The organism is Micromonospora sp. MP36 (genome assembly GCF_008119785.1).
In the GTDB taxonomy this organism is placed as follows: Bacteria; Actinomycetota; Actinomycetes; order Mycobacteriales; family Micromonosporaceae; genus Micromonospora.
Genome location: NZ_VSFA01000003.1, coordinates 144,777 through 162,081, shown reverse-complemented (window position 1 = coordinate 162,081; position 17,305 = coordinate 144,777). Strand labels below are relative to the sequence as shown.

General features: G+C 71.1%; 13 protein-coding genes. 9 read left to right on the top strand and 4 right to left on the bottom strand.

Annotated elements, in window-relative coordinates; translation table 11 throughout:
• Positions 1-321 precede the first annotated feature (321 nt).
• Complete coding sequence (locus tag FXF52_RS05820) at positions 322-1,485, top strand: acyltransferase (RefSeq protein ID WP_148794216.1); 1,164 nt, start codon at positions 322-324, stop codon at positions 1,483-1,485.
• Between the two features lie 88 nt (positions 1,486-1,573).
• Here the strand turns inward: FXF52_RS05820 and glgB are convergent, their stop codons facing one another.
• The gene (glgB, locus tag FXF52_RS05815; RefSeq protein WP_148794215.1) at positions 1,574-3,676 is read right to left on the bottom strand and encodes a 1,4-alpha-glucan branching protein GlgB; all 2,103 of its coding nucleotides are present in this window, start codon (positions 3,674-3,676) and stop codon (positions 1,574-1,576) included.
• Complete coding sequence (locus tag FXF52_RS05810; RefSeq protein WP_148794214.1) at positions 3,664-5,760, bottom strand: alpha-1,4-glucan--maltose-1-phosphate maltosyltransferase; 2,097 nt, start codon at positions 5,758-5,760, stop codon at positions 3,664-3,666. Before FXF52_RS05810 ends, glgB begins: the two co-directional genes overlap by 13 nt.
• A 119-nt stretch (positions 5,761-5,879) precedes the next feature.
• Here FXF52_RS05810 and FXF52_RS05805 point away from each other — a divergent pair, with 119 nt between their 5' ends.
• Positions 5,880-6,119, top strand: a complete 240-nt coding sequence (locus FXF52_RS05805) for an AbrB/MazE/SpoVT family DNA-binding domain-containing protein (protein ID WP_148794213.1) — start codon at positions 5,880-5,882, stop codon at positions 6,117-6,119.
• Positions 6,109-6,564 carry a type II toxin-antitoxin system VapC family toxin gene (locus FXF52_RS05800; RefSeq protein WP_148794212.1) on the top strand — a complete coding sequence of 152 codons (456 nt, stop codon included), beginning with the start codon at positions 6,109-6,111 and terminating at the stop codon, positions 6,562-6,564. Before FXF52_RS05805 ends, FXF52_RS05800 begins: the two co-directional genes overlap by 11 nt.
• A gap of 7 nt (positions 6,565-6,571) precedes the next feature.
• On the opposite strand, the gene glgA is transcribed toward FXF52_RS05800, so the two are convergent.
• Positions 6,572-7,780, bottom strand: coding sequence for a glycogen synthase (gene glgA, locus FXF52_RS05795; protein WP_148794211.1), 1,209 nt, complete (start codon positions 7,778-7,780; stop codon positions 6,572-6,574).
• A 95-nt stretch (positions 7,781-7,875) separates the two neighbouring features.
• Here glgA and glgC point away from each other — a divergent pair, with 95 nt between their 5' ends.
• Together glgC and pgm are read left to right on the top strand one after the other, a co-directional pair.
• Positions 7,876-9,108, top strand: coding sequence for a glucose-1-phosphate adenylyltransferase (gene glgC, locus FXF52_RS05790; protein WP_148794210.1), 1,233 nt, complete (start codon positions 7,876-7,878; stop codon positions 9,106-9,108).
• Between the two features lie 32 nt (positions 9,109-9,140).
• Positions 9,141-10,784 carry a phosphoglucomutase (alpha-D-glucose-1,6-bisphosphate-dependent) gene (gene pgm / locus FXF52_RS05785; RefSeq protein ID WP_148794209.1) on the top strand — a complete coding sequence of 548 codons (1,644 nt, stop codon included), beginning with the start codon at positions 9,141-9,143 and terminating at the stop codon, positions 10,782-10,784.
• A 30-nt stretch (positions 10,785-10,814) separates the two neighbouring features.
• Here pgm and FXF52_RS05780 read toward each other — a convergent pair whose 3' ends face one another.
• A complete protein-coding gene (locus tag FXF52_RS05780) occupies positions 10,815-11,744 on the bottom strand; it encodes an NAD(+)/NADH kinase (protein WP_148794208.1) in 930 nt (309 codons plus the stop codon).
• Between the two features lie 270 nt (positions 11,745-12,014).
• Here FXF52_RS05780 and FXF52_RS05775 point away from each other — a divergent pair, with 270 nt between their 5' ends.
• The 4 genes from FXF52_RS05775 (at position 12,015) to FXF52_RS05760 (ending at position 17,292) form a co-directional block, all read left to right on the top strand.
• A complete protein-coding gene (locus FXF52_RS05775; RefSeq protein WP_255471755.1) occupies positions 12,015-13,211 on the top strand; it encodes an acyltransferase in 1,197 nt (398 codons plus the stop codon).
• A 195-nt stretch (positions 13,212-13,406) separates the two neighbouring features.
• Positions 13,407-14,954: a lipopolysaccharide biosynthesis protein gene (locus FXF52_RS05770; RefSeq protein WP_187413341.1), complete on the top strand. Its 1,548-nt coding sequence runs from the start codon at positions 13,407-13,409 to the stop codon at positions 14,952-14,954.
• Positions 14,955-14,995: 41 nt separating this feature from the next.
• Positions 14,996-16,129, top strand: coding sequence for a hypothetical protein (locus FXF52_RS05765; protein ID WP_148794205.1), 1,134 nt, complete (start codon positions 14,996-14,998; stop codon positions 16,127-16,129).
• A 173-nt stretch (positions 16,130-16,302) separates the two neighbouring features.
• A complete protein-coding gene (locus tag FXF52_RS05760) occupies positions 16,303-17,292 on the top strand; it encodes an NAD-dependent epimerase/dehydratase family protein (protein ID WP_148794204.1) in 990 nt (329 codons plus the stop codon).
• Positions 17,293-17,305: the final 13 nt, after the last annotated feature.

The following is a 17,305-nucleotide window of genomic DNA, read 5'->3' as shown; positions in this document are numbered from 1 at the left end:
GAGTTATGAGCGACACAACCGCTCCCGGCTTCGACCGCGTGCGAGGCCAGCGTCGTAGCTGCAGTCATGCGCGCGGCGGCGTTGCGGCGCAGCTCCCGGCTAATCGTCGCCGGCGAAAGTCCCGGTGCCGCAGATCCGGGCCACTGCCAGCGGGCCGTCTTTGACCGCCGCCAAATGGGCGGACACGGCGATGCCCAATCTGGGAGCCGAGCCAACGGTGCCGTGCGGTCGCTCATCCTGGGTAGGGGGCCCAGCGGTGCCGAAGTGTGCTGGAGAACCGGCGCGTGACGGTGTGGCGCCTCATGCCCGAATGCTGACCAGATGTACGCTTTCGCCATGCTTGCAGAGGATCTGAAGCGGCGTGTGAACGCCTACGACTTCATTCGGCTGATCGCTGCTGTTGAGGTTCTGCTGGAGCACACATCGAACCACCTCGGCGTCCCGTTTCTGTGGCACCGGTCAGGCGACGCGCTCTGGGTATACGAGGGCTTGCATACGTTCTTCATCATCAGCGGCCTTTTCGTCTTTCGGTCCGCTGACCGACTGATGGAACGGGACCGAACCGGCACCTGGTGGCGCGACTTCTACGAGAACCGGGTCCTGCGAATCGGGCCCGCCCTGTGGGTTTACGGGGTGATCGCGGTGATCTTCGTAGTCGCGGTCGGTGCCGCCGCCTCCTCCGACATCGCTTCCGTCCGTGGCGTCTCCTGGATCCTGTCGATGGCCTTCCTTGCGCCGTTCTACAGCCCTGGCTTTCTGGAAGATTTCGGGGTCGGAAACGTCAACGGCAGCCTGGCGGCAATTGCGGTCGAGGTCTCTTTCTATGTCTTCGTTCCGCTCCTCGTGCTTGCCAGTCGCCGGATCAGGATCCGAGTCTTCTTGGGAGTTCTCCTCACGGCCGGTGCTGTTACCTGGGTGCTGTCACCCGGCGTCGACGGCATGGCCGGAAAGCTGTTGAAGGTCACCTTCCTGCCCTACCTTTGGTGGTTCGGTCTCGGCGTCGCCTGGTACTTGTGGGGCCTCAAGCATGTCCGTCTGACCTGGCCCCGTGCCGCGGTTGCGGCAGCCGTCTACATCGCCGCAGTCCAAGCAAACGAGCACCTCTTCGATATCCCGCTGGTCGCCCTGATCAAGGGGCTCGCCCTCTCTTACGTCGTTGTGTGCGTGGGCGAGCGCGGACCGCGGGCGTTCGAGAAGTTCCCGAAGCGATTCGGTGACCTCAGTTACGGCAGCTACATCTGGCACATGCTGATTGTGAACGCCATCCTCTGGTGGGGCCTGGACAGCCACCTGCCCGAATACACGGTGGCCTTCGTCGTCTTGGCGGTCTCCCTGACCCTCGCGGCGTTGTCGTGGAACTTCGTCGAGAAGCCGGCCTTGAAGCGAAAGCGGGTGAGCTCCCGCTCCGGACGCGGCCTCAACGAAGGTACGCCAGCGGATGGGATCGGGCCGCAGCCGAAGGCGCCTAGTGTCCTGAATCGGTAATTCGTTGCTAACGCCGCTCGAATCCCGACCATCGTGTTCCGCGCGACTTCAGGGGACGATGACCACACCTGCCGCCGCCTGACCACGGTCAGTCCCGATGGAGCCAGAGGACGCCGAGCGGGGGGAGCCGCAGCGTCGCCGAGGCGGCCATCCCGTGCCAGGGCACGCTCTCCGCGTGCACCGCGCCGAGGTTCCCCACCCCGGACCCGCCGTAGTGGTCGGCGTCGGTGTTGATCACCTCGGTCCAGGTGCCGCTGGCCGGCAGGCCGACCCGGTAGCCCTCCAGCGGCCGGGCCGAGAAGTTGGCTACGCAGACCAGCGTGGCGCCGTCCGGGGCGATCCGCACGAACGAGACGCTGTTGTTGGCGACGTCGTCCCCGGCGATCCAGCGGAAGCCGGCGGGTTCGGTGTCCTGCGCCCACAGCGCCGGGGTGGCCCGGTAGACCCGGTTCAGGTCGCCGACGAGGCGTTGCACGCCGGCCCGCGCCGGGTCGTGCAGCAGGTACCAGTCGAGGCCGCGCTCCTCGCTCCACTCCCGGTCGTCGGCCAGCTCGCAGCCCATGAAGAGCAACTGCTTGCCGGGGTGCGCCCACATGTACGCCAGGAGCGCCCGCACGTTGGCCAGCCGCTGCCAGGTGTCGCCGGGCATCTTGCCGACCAGGGAGCCCTTGCCGTGCACCACCTCGTCGTGGCTGATCGGCAGCACGTAGTTCTCGCTCCAGGCGTACGCCAGCGAGAAGGTGAGCTGATGGTGGTGGTGCTGCCGGTAGATCGGGTCCTTCGAGGTGTAGAGCAGGGTGTCGTGCATCCAGCCCATGTTCCACTTGAAGCCGAAGCCCAGCCCGCCCTCACCGGTCGGGCGGGTGACGCCGGGCCAGGCGGTGGACTCCTCGGCGACCATCACCACCCCGGGGTGGTGCTTGTAGACGGTGGCGTTGGCCTCCTGGAGGAACGCGATGGCCTCCAGGTGCTCCCGGCCGCCGTGCACGTTGGGCACCCACTGGCCCTCCTGGCGGGAGTAGTCCAGGTAGAGCATCGATGCCACCGCATCGACGCGCAGCCCGTCAGCGTGGAACTGCTCGCACCAGTAGAGCGCGTTGGCCACCAGGAAGTTGCGCACCTCCCGGCGGCCGAAGTCGAAGACGTACGTGCCCCAGTCGGGATGCTCGCCGCGGCGCGGGTCGGGGTGCTCGTACAGCGGGGTGCCGTCGAAGCGGCCCAAGGCCCACTCGTCGCGCGGGAAGTGCGCCGGCACCCAGTCGAGGAGCACCCCGATGCCGGCCTGGTGCAGCCGGTCGACCAGGTAGCGGAAGTCGTCCGGGTCGCCGAACCGGGCGGTGGGGGCGTAGTAGCCGGTGACCTGGTAGCCCCAGGAGCCGCCGAACGGGTGCTCCATCACCGGCAGGAACTCCACGTGGGTGAACCCCATGCCGGTCACGTACTCGGTGAGCTGCTCGGCCAGTTCCCGGTAGCCGAGGCCCGGCCGCCAGGAGCCGAGGTGCACCTCGTACACGCTCATCGGCTCCTGGTGCGGTCGCCGCTTCGCCCGCCGCTCCAACCAGGCGGCGTCGCCCCACTCGTACGTCGAGTGGTGCACGACGGAGGCGGTGGCCGGCGGCACCTCGGCGCGGGCGGCCATCGGGTCGGCCTTGTCCCGCCAGTGCCCGTCGGCGCCGAGGATCCGGTACTTGTAGCGGGCCCCGGCCGGCACGCCCGGCACGAAGATCTCCCACACCCCGCTGGCGCCGAGCGAGCGCATCGGCCAGCCGTCGTCCGGCGCCCAGCCGGTGAAGTCGCCGACCACCCGCACCCCGCGGGCGTTGGGCGCCCAGACGGTGAACGCCACGCCCTCGTCGAACACCCGGGCGCCGAGCGCCTCCCAGAGCCGCTCGTGCCGCCCCTCGCCGATCAGGTGCAGGTCCAGCTCGCCGAGGGTGGGTGGGTAGCGGTAGGGGTCGTCGAGCACCGTCCCGTCGACCTCGACCCGGTAGTCGAGCACCTCGCCGGGCAGCACGGCCTCGAAGACGCCGACGTCGTGCACCCGTTTCATCGGGTGCCGCTCGTCGCCGACGAGCACGACCACGTCGGCCGCGCCCCGGCGCATGGTCCGGACGGTGGTGCGCCCGGCCGCCGGATGCGCGCCGAGCACGGCGTGCGGGTCGTACGCCTCGCCGGAGATCAGCTGCTCCATCGTTCGTCATCCTCCACGGCCGGTGCGGTCGGGGCGGTGCCGCCGGACAGGTCGGCGGGCACGTCCTCGACGGTCAGGTCGGGCGCCGCCGGGTGCTCCGGTTCCGGTGCGGCCGGCGCGTCGGGCCGCCGCACCGTGAAGACGTGCGCGGGTTGCAGGTACGGGTCGAGCCGGACGGCGTTGCGCTGCCCCCACTCGTAGCTGACCCCGGACAGCTCGTCGTGCACGGTGAAGCGTTCGTGCCAGTCGAGGCCGAGCGCCGGCATGTCCAGCGTGGTGTTGCCCCACTGCACCTCGCGGGAGTCGAACGAGCAGACCACCAGCACCGTGTTGCCGGTGTCCGGGTCGTGCTTGGACCAGCAGAGCAGGGCCGGGTTGTCGATGTCGTGGAAGCGCAGGTTGCGCAGCCGGTGCAGGGCGGGGTTGTCGCGGCGTACCCGGTTGAGGGTGGCGATGAACGGGGCGAGCGAGCGGCCCTGCGCCTGGGCCTCGGCCCACTCTCGGGGGCGCAGCTCGTACTTCTCGTTGTCCAGGTACTCCTCGGCGCCGGGGCGGGCGACGTGTTCGAACAGCTCGAAGCCGGCGTACATGCCCCAGGAGGGGGAGAGCAGCGCGGCCAGCACCGCCCGGATCTTGAACATCGGCGGGCCGCCGTGCTGGAGCGACTCGTGCAGGATGTCGGGCGTGTTGGGCCAGAAGTTCGGTCGCATGTAGTCCGCCGCCGCGACCAGCTCCGCGCAGTACGCCCGCATCTCCGCCGCGCTGGTACGCCAGGTGAAGTACGTGTACGACTGGGTGAAGCCGATCTTGCCGAGGCCGTGCATGATCGCCGGGCGGGTGAACGCCTCGGCGAGGAAGAGCACGTCCGGCTCGACCTTCTTGACCTCCCAGATCAGCCAGTGCCAGAAGTCGAACGGCTTGGTGTGCGGGTTGTCGACCCGGAAGATCCGGATCCCCTCGCCGACCCAGTGCAGCACCACCCGCAGGATCTCCGCCCGGATCCCCTCCGGGTCGTTGTCGAAGTTCAGCGGGTAGATGTCCTGGTACTTCTTCGGCGGGTTCTCCGCGTACGCGATGCTGCCGTCGGCCCGGGTGGTGAACCACTCCGGGTGCTCGGTCACCCACGGGTGGTCCGGGGCGCACTGCAACGCCAGGTCCATCGCCACCTCCAAGCCCTGCTCGGCGGCGGCGGCGAGGAAGTCGCGGAAGTCCTCCGGCGTACCCAGGTCGGGGTGGATGGCGTCGTGGCCGCCCTCGGCGGCGCCGATCGCCCACGGCGAGCCGACGTCGTCCGGCCCGGCGGTGAGCGAGTTGTTACGGCCCTTGCGGTTGACCCGGCCGATCGGGTGGATCGGCGGCAGGTAGAGCACGTCGAAGCCCATCGCCGCGACCCCGGGGAGCCGCTCCGTCGCGGTCCCGAAGGTCCCCGACCGGGCCGGCGCGTCGACGGTGGCCGGGATCGCCCCCTCGGAGCGGGGGAAGAACTCGTACCAGGCGGAGAAGAGGGCCCGGGGCCGGTCCACCCAGAGCTGGTACTCGTCGCCGGTGGTGACCAGCTCCCGGACCGGGTGGTCCCAGAGCAGCGCGGCCAGGTCGAGCGCCGGGACAACCCGCCGGCGCAGCTCCCGGTCGTCGTCGCGCAGCGCGGCCGCCGCCGCCCGCACCCGCGCCCGGTCGGCGTCCGGGACCAACTCCAGCGCCGCCTCCAGCACCCGGGCGCCCTCGGCCAGGTCGTTGGCCAGCTCCGCCGCGCCCTGGCCGGCGGCCAGCTTCTTGGTGACCGCGTTCTGCCAGGTCAGGTACGGATCGTGGAACGCCTCGACGGCGAATCGCCAGGCACCGACCGCGTCCGGCCGGATGGTGGCGTGCCAGCGGTCCTGGCCGGGCTCGCCGGGCCGCATCCGGGTGAACGGGCGGGCCACGCCGTCCGGGCCGAGCCACACCACGTTGCAGCCGAGCGCGTCGTGTCCCTCGCGGTAGGCGCGGGCGGACACCGGGACCAGCTCGCCCACCACCGCCTTGGCCGGGTAGCGACCGCAGGAGACGACGGGGGAGACGTCTTCGATCGGGAACCGTCCACTCACCGGTTCAACCTACTGCGCGAGATCGCTTCGCGCTCGGGTCGAGGCGTGCGCCACCTGTCGGGCCTACGCGGAACCCGTCCGACACGTATCATTGGTAATACGTGTCACGAGGAGGCGGGATGAAGCTCAACAGCAAAGGCCAGGTGACCATCCCCGCCGCCCTGCGTGCCCGGCACGGGCTGCACGAGGGCGACGAGGTCGACGTCGTCGAGGAGGGTGGCGCGCTGCGAATCGTGCGGGTGAGCGGCGCGGAGAGCCGGGGGCAACGCCTGGTCCGGCACATGCGCGGGCGTGGGGGAGCCCGACAGGCCGAGGGGATGTCCACGGATGAGTTGATGGAACTGCTTCGTGGCGAGTGAGCTGGTCCGGGCCGTCCCCACCCGATCGGATGACGCGGCCACCACCCTGGTCGACACCAACGTCCTGCTGGACATCTTCACCGAGGACCCGCGCTGGGCCGAATGGTCGGGCAACGCCCTGGCCGCCGCCCGGGACAGCGGCGCCCTGGTCATCAACCCGATCGTGTACGCCGAGGTGTCGGTGCGTTTCGCCAGCATCGAGGAGCTCGACGAGGCGCTGCCGGCCGCGGACTTCCTGCGCGAGGAACTGCCGTATCCGGCGGGCTTCCTCGCCGGCAAGGCGTACGCGAGGTACCGCGCGCAGGGCGGCACCAAGCGTTCACCGATCGCGGATTTCTACATCGGAGCCCATGCGGCCGTGTGCGGCTACCGCCTGTTGACCCGGGACGGTGCCCGCTACCGTACGTATTTCCCCAAGCTGGCGGTTGCTTCGCCCAGCACCTGAGCGGTGGTCAGCCGGCGGCGCCCACCGACCGGTACACCTCCAGCGTCCGCTGCGCGATCGTGTCCCAGGAGAAGTGCTCCACGGCCCGGCGTCGCCCGGCGCGGCCGAACTCCGCGGTGCGTGCCGGGTCGGTCAGCAGCTCGTTGAGCCGGGCCGCCAGGTCGGCCACGAACCGCGCCGGGTCCAGCGGCCGGCCACTGCCGTCGCTGGCCTGGTCGATCGGCACCAGCAGCCCGGTCTCGCCGTCGACGACCACCTCGGGGATGCCGCCGGTGGCGGTAGCCACCACGGCCGTCTCGCAGGCCATCGCCTCCAGGTTGACGATGCCCATCGGCTCGTACACCGACGGACAGGCGAAGATCGTGGCGTGGGTGAGCACCTGGATCACCTCGTGCTTGGGCAGCATCGCGGCCACCCAGACCACCCCGGAGCGGTTGGCCCGCAGCTCGGCGACCAGCTCCTCCACCTCGGCCGCGATGTCCGGCGTGTCGGGGGCGCCGGCGAGCAGCACGAGCTGGGTGTCGGCGGGCAGCTCCCGGGCCGCCCGCAGCAGGTACGGCAGGCCCTTCTGCCGGGTGATCCGCCCGACGTAGACCACGCTGGGGCGGGACGGGTCGATGCCGAGCCGGTCCATCACGTCGGTGCCGAGGTCCGGGGCGTACTGCCCGGTGTCGATGCCGTTGTAGACCACCCGCACCCGGTCCGGGTTCACCGCCGGGTAGGCCATCAGGACGTCCCGCCGCATTCCCTCGCTGACCGCGATCACCGCGTCGGCGGACTCCACCGCCGTGCGCTCGCACCAGGAGGAGAGTGCGTACCCGCCGCCGAGCTGTTCGGCCTTCCACGGCCGCAGCGGCTCCAGGCTGTGCGCGGTGACCACGTGCGGCACCCCGTACAGCAGCTTCGCGGTGTGTCCGGCCAGGTTGGCGTACCAGGTGTGGCTGTGCACCACGTCGGTGCCGGCGCAGCCGGCCGCCATCTCCAGGTCGACGCCCATGGTCCGCAGCGCCGGGTTCGCGTCGGCCAGTGCGGCCGGCTCGGCGTACGCGGTGACGCCCGGCTCGTCGCGTGGTGCGCCGAAGCAGTGCACCCGTACGTCGGCGAGGCGGCGCAGCTCGCGCGCCAGGTACTCGACGTGGACCCCGGCCCCGCCGTACACCTCCGGCGGGTACTCCCGGGTGAGCAGATCAACGCGCAGCCGAGCGGAATCCGTCATGCCCGGCACCCTAGTGCAGTTCCGCGCCGCGCACCCGGTGCAGAACTGTGCCCGTACGAGTGGTGAACTTGGGGCGGGATCGATAGCGTCTGAGCATGGCTGCCAAGGTGCTCGCGATCGTCCTGGCCGGCGGGGAGGGCAAGCGCCTGATGCCCCTCACCACCGACCGCGCGAAGCCCGCCGTCCCCTTCGGCGGGATGTACCGCATGGTCGACTTCGTCCTCTCCAACCTGGCGAACGCCGGCTATCTCAAGATCGTCGTGCTGACCCAGTACAAGTCCCACTCGCTGGACCGCCACATCACCCAGACGTGGCGCATGTCGACCATGCTCGGCAACTACGTCACCCCGGTGCCGGCGCAGCAGCGCCGCGGCCCGTGGTGGTTCGCCGGCTCCGCCGACGCGATCTACCAGAGCTTCAACCTGATCAACGACGAGCAGCCGGACTATGTGATCGTCTTCGGCGCCGACCACATCTACCGGATGGACCCGCGGCAGATGGTGGAGGCCCACATCGCCTCCGGCGCCGCCGTCACCGTGGCGGGCATCCGCCAGCCGCTGTCGATGGCGGACCAGTTCGGCGTGATCGAGGTCGGCGAGGACGGCCGGCGGATCCGGGCCTTCCGCGAGAAGCCCACCGACGCGGTGGGGCTGCCCGACGCACCCGACCAGATCTACGCCTCGATGGGCAACTATGTCTTCACCACCAGGGCGCTCTGCGAGGCCGTCGAGCGCGACGCCGAGGACAAGACCAGCAAGCACGACATGGGCGGCAGCATCATCCCGATGCTGGTCGAGCGGGGCGAGGCCAACGTCTACGACTTCAAGGACAACGAAGTGCCCGGCAGCACCGACCGGGACCGCGGCTACTGGCGGGACGTGGGAACGCTCGACTCGTTCTACGACGCCCACATGGACCTGATCAACGTCCACCCCGTGTTCAACCTCTACAACTTCGACTGGCCGATCTACAGCAACCAGCCGCCGTACCCGCCGGCCAAGTTCGTCCACGCCTGGGGGGAACGGGTCGGCCGGGCGGTCAGCTCGATGGTCTCGCCCGGGTCGGTGATCTCGGGTTCGCTGGTGGAGAACTCGATCGTCTCGCCGAAGGTGAAGGTCCACTCCTGGGCGCACGTGGACGGCGCGGTGCTCATGGAGGGTGTCGAGATCGGCCGACACGCGGTGGTCCGACGGGCCATCCTGGACAAGAACGTCTACGTCCCGGAGGGCGCCGAGATCGGCGTCGACCTGGAGAAGGACCGCCAGCGCTACACCGTCTCCGACAACGGCATCGTCGTGATCGGCAAGGGCCAGACCGTCGAGCCCTGACCGCCGTCCATCTCTTCGAGGAGGTCCCCGCAGTGGCCCACCCCCGTGCCGGCCAACCCGCCGAGCCCGCCGACCTGGTCGACGTACCCCGGCTGGTCACCGCCTACTACGCCGAGCACCCCGATCCGGCGGACGCCGCGCAGCAGGTCTCCTTCGGCACCTCCGGCCATCGCGGGTCCAGCCTGAGGAACGCCTTCAACGAGGACCACATCCTCGCCGTCACCCAGGCGCTCTGCGAATACCGCCGGGAGCGCGGCGTGGACGGGCCGCTGTTCCTCGCCCGGGACACCCACGCGCTCTCCGCCCCGGCGGCGGTCAGCGCGCTGGAGGTGCTCGCCGCCAACGAGGTCACCGTGCTGCTGGACAGCCGCGACGGCTGCACGCCGACCCCGGCCCTGTCGCACGCCATCCTCACGCACAACCGCGGGCGGACCACCGGCCTCGCCGACGGCATCGTGATCACCCCGTCGCACAACCCGCCGGACGACGGCGGCTTCAAGTACAACCCCACCCACGGCGGGCCCGCCGACACCGACGTCACGAAGTGGATCCAGGACCGCGCGAACGCCATCCTCACCGCCGGGCTCAAGGAGGTGAAACGCCTCCCGTACGCGCGGGCGCGCGCCGCCGACACCACCGGGGAGTACGACTTCCTGGCCCGGTACGTCGACGACCTACCGGCCGTGCTGGACATCGCCGCGATCCGCGACGCCGGGGTGCGCATCGGCGCCGACCCGATGGGCGGGGCGAGCGTGGCGTACTGGGGGGAGATCGCCGAGCGGCACCGGCTCGACCTGACGGTGACCAACCCGACCGTCGACCCGACCTGGCGGTTCATGACCCTCGACGGCGACGGCAAGATCCGGATGGACTGCTCCTCGCCGAACGCGATGGCCTCGCTGATCGCCGCCCGCGACCGTTACCAGGTCTCCACCGGCAACGACGCCGACGCCGACCGGCACGGCATCGTCACCCCCGACGGCGGCCTGATGAACCCCAACCACTATCTCGCCGTGGCGATCGGTCACCTGTTCCGGACCCGGGACCAGTGGGGGCCCGCGGCGGCGGTCGGCAAGACCCTCGTCTCCTCCTCGATGATCGACCGGGTGGCCGCCGACCTGGGTCGTCCGCTGCTGGAGGTGCCGGTCGGCTTCAAGTGGTTCGTGCCCGGCCTGCTCGACGGGGCGGTCGGGTTCGGCGGCGAGGAGAGCGCCGGCGCGTCCTTCCTGCGCCGGGACGGCGGCACCTGGACCACCGACAAGGACGGCATCCTGCTCTGCCTGCTCGCCGCGGAGATCATCGCCAGCACCGGGCGCAGCCCCAGCCAGCACTGGGCCGAGCTGGCGGAGCGCTTCGGCGCGCCCGCGTACGCCCGGATCGACGCGCCGGCCAGCCGGGAGGAGAAGGCCGTGCTCGGCAAGCTCTCCCCGGAGCAGGTGACCGCGACCGAGTTGGCCGGCGAGCCGATCACCGGCATCCTCACCACCGCCCCCGGCAACGGCGCGCCGATCGGCGGGCTGAAGGTGACCACCGAGTCGGGCTGGTTCGCCGCCCGGCCCTCCGGCACGGAGGACGTCTACAAGATCTACGCCGAGTCGTTCCAGGGACCCGAGCACCTGACCCGGATCCAGGACGAGGCGAAGGCCCTGGTCGACGAGGTGCTGTCGAAGGCCTGAGTCCAGCTCCTGGGCGCCGGCGCGCAGCGGTCAGCGGGGCGGGGGCAGCTCGCGCCGGCTGAGCTGCTCGCGCAGCTCGTCGGGAAGCAACTCCCGGAGCTGGTCGGGCAGCAGCGGCAGGTCGAGCAGGCTGAGCTTGAGCTGGCTGCGTTCCTGGTAGCGGCGGGGGTCGAGCCGGACGACCAGGCCGGCGTCGCGGACGTACCGGGCCTCCACCGCACCCTCGGTGGCGGCGTCGCGGATCACGAGGCCGTCGACCTCGACAGCCACCGGCGCCGAACTGGGCCGGAGGTCGAACCGGATGCTCTCCTCGGGGGAGAACACCACCGATCGGGAGATGCCCGACATGGGCGCCGAGGGCGTCACCACCACCGCCTGGGTGGCGGGCGACACCAGCGGCCCGCCGGCGGCGTAGCTGTAGGCGGTGGAGCCGGTGGGTGTGCTCACCACCAGGGCGTCGCAGCGGTAGTAGCCGTACTCCTGCCCGTCGACGGCGAGGCTGGCGGTGACGAAGCCCAGGCCCGGCTGGCGGACCAGGGCGACGTCGTTGAACGCCACCACGTCGTCCCCGCAGACGTCGCAGGCCAGGCAGGCGTGCGACTCGACGGTGAAGTCGTGCGCCACCAGCCGGTCCAGCGCCCGCGGCAGGTCCGGCGGCTCCACCTCGACCAGGAAGCCGACCCGGCCCAGGTGCACCCCGAGCACCGGCTTCGGATCATGTACCGCCGCGCGCAGGGCGCCCAGCATGGTGCCGTCCCCACCGATGCTGATCAACGCGTCCGAGCGGGCGGCCAGCTCCGGCCCCGGGACCGGCTCCACGGAGGACGGGACCCGGTGCCGGTCCTCGGCACGGACGGCCAGCGTCTTGCCGTGCCGGGCCGCCCACCGGTCGATGATCCCGACCACCTCGGAGACGTCCCGGGTGGGATGGAGGACCAGCCCGAACACATACCCCGCCACCGGTACAGCTCACCACAGGACCGGGGACAAGGCGCGCAAACCGGGCACGACGACGCGGGCGAGGGCGGTCCGTGGCACCGCCCCGACCTTCCGCCAGGTATCGCCCTCGCCGCCCGGACCGCCGACTCGCCGGGCCGGCGTGGCTTTGCTGCCCGTGCCGCTGACCTGCTAGTTTGCCGATCTGGTACCGGCGTCGAACCGGCGCGGGCAGCGAACCGACGACAGCCCCGGTCGCCGAACGGCGCCGGGCGCCGAGCATCGGGAGATCATGTGGAAAACCCCTCCAGGATCGCGCCGGCGCGGTTGTACGTCCTCGACGGCCTGCGGCTGGTCGCCGCACTTCTCGTCGTGGCTTTCCACTTCACCGTGTTCTCCCGGCCCTGGGGTGTCCCGAACGGTGCCGCACTACCCGCGGTGGTCCCGGTCACCCAGTTCGGCTGGCTCGGCGTCTACCTCTTCTTCCTGATCAGCGGTTTCGTGATTTGCATGAGCGCCGAGGGGCGCGGCCTGGCGCAGTTCGCCACCGCCCGGATCACCCGGCTATACCCCGCGTACTGGTTCGCGGTGCTCGCCACGACGGCGGTGGTCGCCCTGTGGCCGGTCGTCACCAGGCCGCTGCGCCCCGGTGACGTGTTGACCAACCTGACCATGTTCCAGGAGCTGCTCGGCGTGCCGAGTGTCGACGTCGTCTACTGGACCCTGACGGTCGAACTGCGGTTCTACCTGCTCTTCGGCGTGTTCGTGCTGCTCCGCGGCTACACCCCGCGCCGAGTGCTGCTCTTCGCCGCGGGCTGGCTGGTCGCCGGCCTCTTCGCCGCGGACGTCCCGCTGCTGGCCAAGCTGCTGGTCCCCCGGGACTCCGCCTTCTTCGTCGCCGGCATGGCGCTGTACCTGATCTACCGGCACGGAGGCAACCTCTACCTGTGGGGCCTGGTCGGGGCGTCCTGGCTGGTCGCGCTGGAGATGGTGAGCACGGTGACGCCGCGCGGCCCGGTCCACAACCCGTTCTCCCCGACCGAGGTCGCCATCGTCGAGGCGGGGCTGGTCACACTGTTCTTCCTGATAATCGCTGGCGTGGCCACGCATCGCCTGGCGGTCGGTTGGCGCTGGTTGACCCTCGCCGGGGCGCTGACCTATCCGCTCTACCTGCTGCACGAGTACGTCGGCTGGACGATGATCCACTACGTCCGTGCGGTTCTGCCACCGTGGGCCGCAGTCCTCGTCGTGCTGGCGGCGCTCCTGGTGATCTCCTGGCTCGTGTACCGGTACGTCGAAAAGCCGCTCTCCGGCTGGTTGCGGCGCCGGTTCCGGGCGAGCCGGTTGCCGGCGACCTTCCTGCAGCAGCCACCCGCCGACCGGCCGCCATCTCAAGGGACCGGGTCGACGTCGGTGCCCAGGCAGTCGGAACACCGGTCGCCGGTGACCGACGGAGCGCTGGCCCTGATCCCGCGGTCGAACTCGCACTGACCCGGGCGCGGCGGGCAGCTCCCCTGGACCGGTTCCGGGCCTTGAGCCGGGTACGGGGGACGTGAGCAGGGCTTTTCCATCACCATGCCCGGTTTCCCTCGTTGGGTGAGCGAGGTCCTCGCACGATCACCCGAGGCCGCAGCGGCCGACCAGGCAGCGTGGCGGCCCCGCGCCCTGCCTAGGCCGAGGGGAGCCATGCCCGCACCGACGACCGGAGCCGTCCTCGTCCGACGGCCGGACGGCAGCCTCCGGAGCCGGCTCGCCGGGCTGCTCCCCAGTTCCTTCTATCGACAGGTGTCCGCACTGACCCTGGCCACCGCCGCGTCCCAGGTGGTCTCCCTGATCGCCACCGTGCTGTTGGCCCGGCTGTACGCGCCGGTCGACTTCGGGCAGTACTCCATTGCCTTGGCCGCCGCGACGATCCTCGCCACGGTCGCCACCCTCCGCCTGGAGATGGCTGTGCCGCTGGCCGAGGACGACCAGGAGGCAGGCATGGTGGCCTTCGCGGCGGTCCTGCTGTCGGCCCTGGCGGCCGCCGGCCTGCTCGCCGTCCTCATCGTGGCGATGTTGCTGACCGGCCGACCCTGGTTCGACCTCGGCGCCGGTACCTCGGTCTGGCTGGTGCCACCAGCTGTCGCGGCCGTCGGCGCGTTGGCGGCGTTCCGCATGCTGCTCAGCCGTCAGCAACGGTTCGGCGCGATCAGCCGGAGCCGGTTCACCGCTTCGCTGGTGCAGAACGCCGCGCAACTCGGTGCAGGCCGGCTGGGCCTGGGCGGAGTTGGGCTATCGCTCGGCTTCGTTTGCGCGCAGGTGTGGAACACCGTGTCGATGTGGCGGGGATCAGGTTTGGGCATGCTCCGGCTGTCGACCTGTGGTGCCGCAGTGGTGAAGTGGCGGCGGTTCTCCCTGATGCTGCTCTGGCCGAGCCTGCTCAACACTGTGACCGTCAGCGCCGTGGCCCCCCTGGTCGCCCTCTGCTATGGGGTGACCGTCTCGGGCCTGTTCGCCTTCGCCATCCGCATCGTCGCCCTGCCAGCGACGTTGGTCGGGCAGGCCGTCGCCACGGTCTTCTACCCGAAGATGGCCGAGCAGGAACGCGCCGGCGTCGACCAGGAGCCGGCCATCCAGCGCGCGATCACCGGGCTGACCATGCTCGGCACGCCGTTCTTCGGGCTGGTCATGCTCCTCGGGCCGGACCTGTACGCGATGTTTTTCGGCGAGCAGTGGCGCGCGGCGGGCCTCATCTCCGCAGTGCTCGCCCCCTGGCTTGCCGTCTCCTTCGTCTCCTCGCCGCTGAGCAGCCTGATGACAGTGAAGAAGCAGCTGACCCGGCTGCTGCTGCTCTCGGTTGTGGAGGCCGCGCTGCGCCTCGGAGCGCTGGCCGCGGGGGTGCTGAGGGACCGGCCGATGATGGGGATCGCGGCCTACTCCGTCAGTGGCGTCCTGATCTGCCTCTACTACGTCCGTTGGTCGCTGCGGATCGCCGGTTCACGCCTGCGGTCCTGGGCGTGGGGCAACCGGCGCTACCTGCTGGTCGTCGGCGTGGGCTATCCGGCGCTGCTGCTGCTCCGGGAGCCGCTGCCGCGTCCGCTGCACGCGGCCCTGGCCGGCTCGCTGACGGTGGCCCTGGTCGGCTGGGCGGCGGGGTGGCTCTACCGCCAGGGCCGCAGGCCGGGCGGGGCCCCGCCCCGGGAGGCGTCGCCCGGCCACATCGCGCCGGCCGGTGTCGGCGCCGCCGAGTGACGGCGTCCCCTCGGTTTCTCGTGATACGGAGAGGAGACGCGGTGACCTGGTCGACGGAGCGCGTGACGCTGGCCATCGGCCCGGCGAACTACGCCGGGCAGGCTTACCACTGGGCGGTCGCGGCGCAGCGGCACCGGGGTGTGCCGGCCACCTCGTTCGCCTTTGACCTGGCGCCCCCCGGCCGGCGGCGCCACGGCGATTTCCGCTTCCCCGTCCACCACCGGGTCCCCGCGCACCGGCTCACCACGCCCTGGGGTCGGGCGGTCCGGCTGAGCCGCGCCCTCCGTACGGCGACCCACGTGGCCGTCGACGGATTCCTGCCGCTGAGCGGGCCCGACCTCGAGGCCGACCTGCGCGGGCTGGTCGGACAGGGCCGTCGGCTGGCCCTGATTGCGCACGGGACCGAGGTGCGGGACCCGGAGGCCCACCGGGACCGGCTGCCATTCTCCTACTACGCCGACGCGGATCGGGGCTGGGTGGACGCGGTCCGCCGCGCGGCTGGCAACCGGGCGCTCGCCACCCGTCTCGGCCTGCCGGTCTTCGTCAGCACCCCCGACCTGCTGCTGGACCTCCAGTCTGCCACCTGGCTCCCGGTGACGGTCGATCCCCGGCCGTGGTCGACCGCGCGCCCCGCGCTCGCTGGTGGCGGCCCGCCCGTCGTGCTGCACCGACCCAGCCGGAGCCTCCCGCCGATCAAGGGCACCGAGCTGGTCGACCCGATCCTGCGCGACCTCGCCGCGCGGGGGCTGATCCGTTACCTGCGTCCGGAGAGCGTCCCGCACGACGCCATGCCGGCGCTGGTGGCGCAGGCTGACGTGGTGGTCGACCAGATCCTGACCGGCAGCTACGGCGTCGCCGCCGTGGAGGGACTTGCCGCCGGACGCCTCGTCGTCGGCTACGTCTGCCCCGCCACGCGGGCGCTGATGCCGGAGGACCCGCCCGTGGTCGACGCCCCGCCGTCGACGTTCGGCGAGGTGATGAGGCGGATCGTCGCGGACCCGGAGAGCTTCGCCCGGCGCGCGGCACAGGGGCCGCGCTTCGTGCGGCGCTGGCACGACGGGCGGACCGCCGCCGCCGTCCTCGCGCCGTTCTGCGGGGTCACGGCAGCGGAGACGGCCGCCACGGCGGGCGGCGGGCAGAGTCCGTCTACCACGATAAACGTGAAAACGCGATAAATCATGATATTCCACTTTAGGCTGACACCACGCTTCGTCGGCAGGAAGGCAGTGCAACCGATGCGATGCCGCTGCGAGCTCTATCTCGGCGCCCAGGTCACCGGTGCACCGTACGGTCCGCCGACCGGCCGGCGAGCCAACCTGCTGTCGCGTGTGGAAGGGACGGAATGCGGATGCGACTGCTGATCACTGGCGGCGCCGGCTTCATCGGCGCGAACCTGGTCCGGATCGCGGCGGCCGATCCGACCGTGACCGACATCCGGGTGCTCGACGACCTCTCCACCGGCAGCCGGGCCAACCTGGCCGGCCTCGATGTGGAGCTGCGCGAGGCCTCCATCCTGGACGAGACCCGGCTGTCCCGGGCGATGACCGGCCGGGACGTGGTCGTCCACCTGGCGGCGATGTCCAGCGTGCCCGGCTCGATCCAGGAGCCGGTCGCCGCGCACAGCGCCAACGCCACCGGCACGCTCTGCGTGCTCGAGGCTGCCCGCCGGGAAGGGGTCCGGCACGTCGTGCTGGCCTCGTCGTCGTCGGTGTACGGGGCCAACCCCGAGCTGCCGAAGAGCGAGCTGACCTGGACCAGCGCCCTCAGCCCGTACGCCGCCGGCAAGCTCGCCACCGAGGCGTACGCCTCCGCGTACCAGGCCTGCTACGGCCTGCCTACCCTCGCCTTCCGGTTTTTCAACGTCTACGGGCCGGGGCAGCGCCACGACCACACGTACGCCGCGGTCATCCCCCGGTTCGTGCACGCCGCGCTGCGCAACGAGCCGGTGGTCGTCTACGGCGACGGCCAGCAGACTCGGGACTTCACCTACGTGGACACGGTCTGCGAGGTCATCCTCGACGCCGTCCGGCGCCACGTGCACCATCCCCTACCGGTGAACCTGGCCTACGGGACCCGGACCGACCTGCACGCCGTGCTCGCCGAGCTGGAGCTGATCCTCGGCCGACCGGTCGCCCGGCGATACGCCCCGGCCCGGGTGGGGGACATCCTGCACTCCGAAGCGGACAACAAGCTCCTGCGTCAGCTGTTTCCGCAGGTGGAAGCCGTACCGCTCGGTGACGGGCTCGCTGCCACCGTGGCCTGGCACGAGGCGCAGCTTCCCCTGCGGGCTCAGTTGGTCCCACCGTCCGAGCGCCAGGTCCAGCCGGTCGTCGGCTGAGGCGACGAAGGGG

Excerpts from the sequence above, each read along its gene's own strand:
- FXF52_RS05805 (WP_148794213.1), top strand. The coding sequence starts at position 5,880 with ATGAAGCTCAACAGCAAAGGCCAGGTGACCATCCCCGCCGCCCTGCGT.
- glgB (WP_148794215.1), bottom strand. The coding sequence starts at position 3,676 with ATGGAGCAGCTGATCTCCGGCGAGGCGTACGACCCGCACGCCGTGCTC.
- glgA (WP_148794211.1), bottom strand. The coding sequence starts at position 7,780 with ATGACGGATTCCGCTCGGCTGCGCGTTGATCTGCTCACCCGGGAGTAC.
- FXF52_RS05770 (WP_187413341.1), top strand. The coding sequence starts at position 13,407 with ATGCCCGCACCGACGACCGGAGCCGTCCTCGTCCGACGGCCGGACGGC.
- FXF52_RS05760 (WP_148794204.1), top strand. The coding sequence starts at position 16,303 with ATGCGACTGCTGATCACTGGCGGCGCCGGCTTCATCGGCGCGAACCTG.
- glgC (WP_148794210.1), top strand. The coding sequence starts at position 7,876 with ATGGCTGCCAAGGTGCTCGCGATCGTCCTGGCCGGCGGGGAGGGCAAG.
- FXF52_RS05820 (WP_148794216.1), top strand. The coding sequence starts at position 322 with ATGTACGCTTTCGCCATGCTTGCAGAGGATCTGAAGCGGCGTGTGAAC.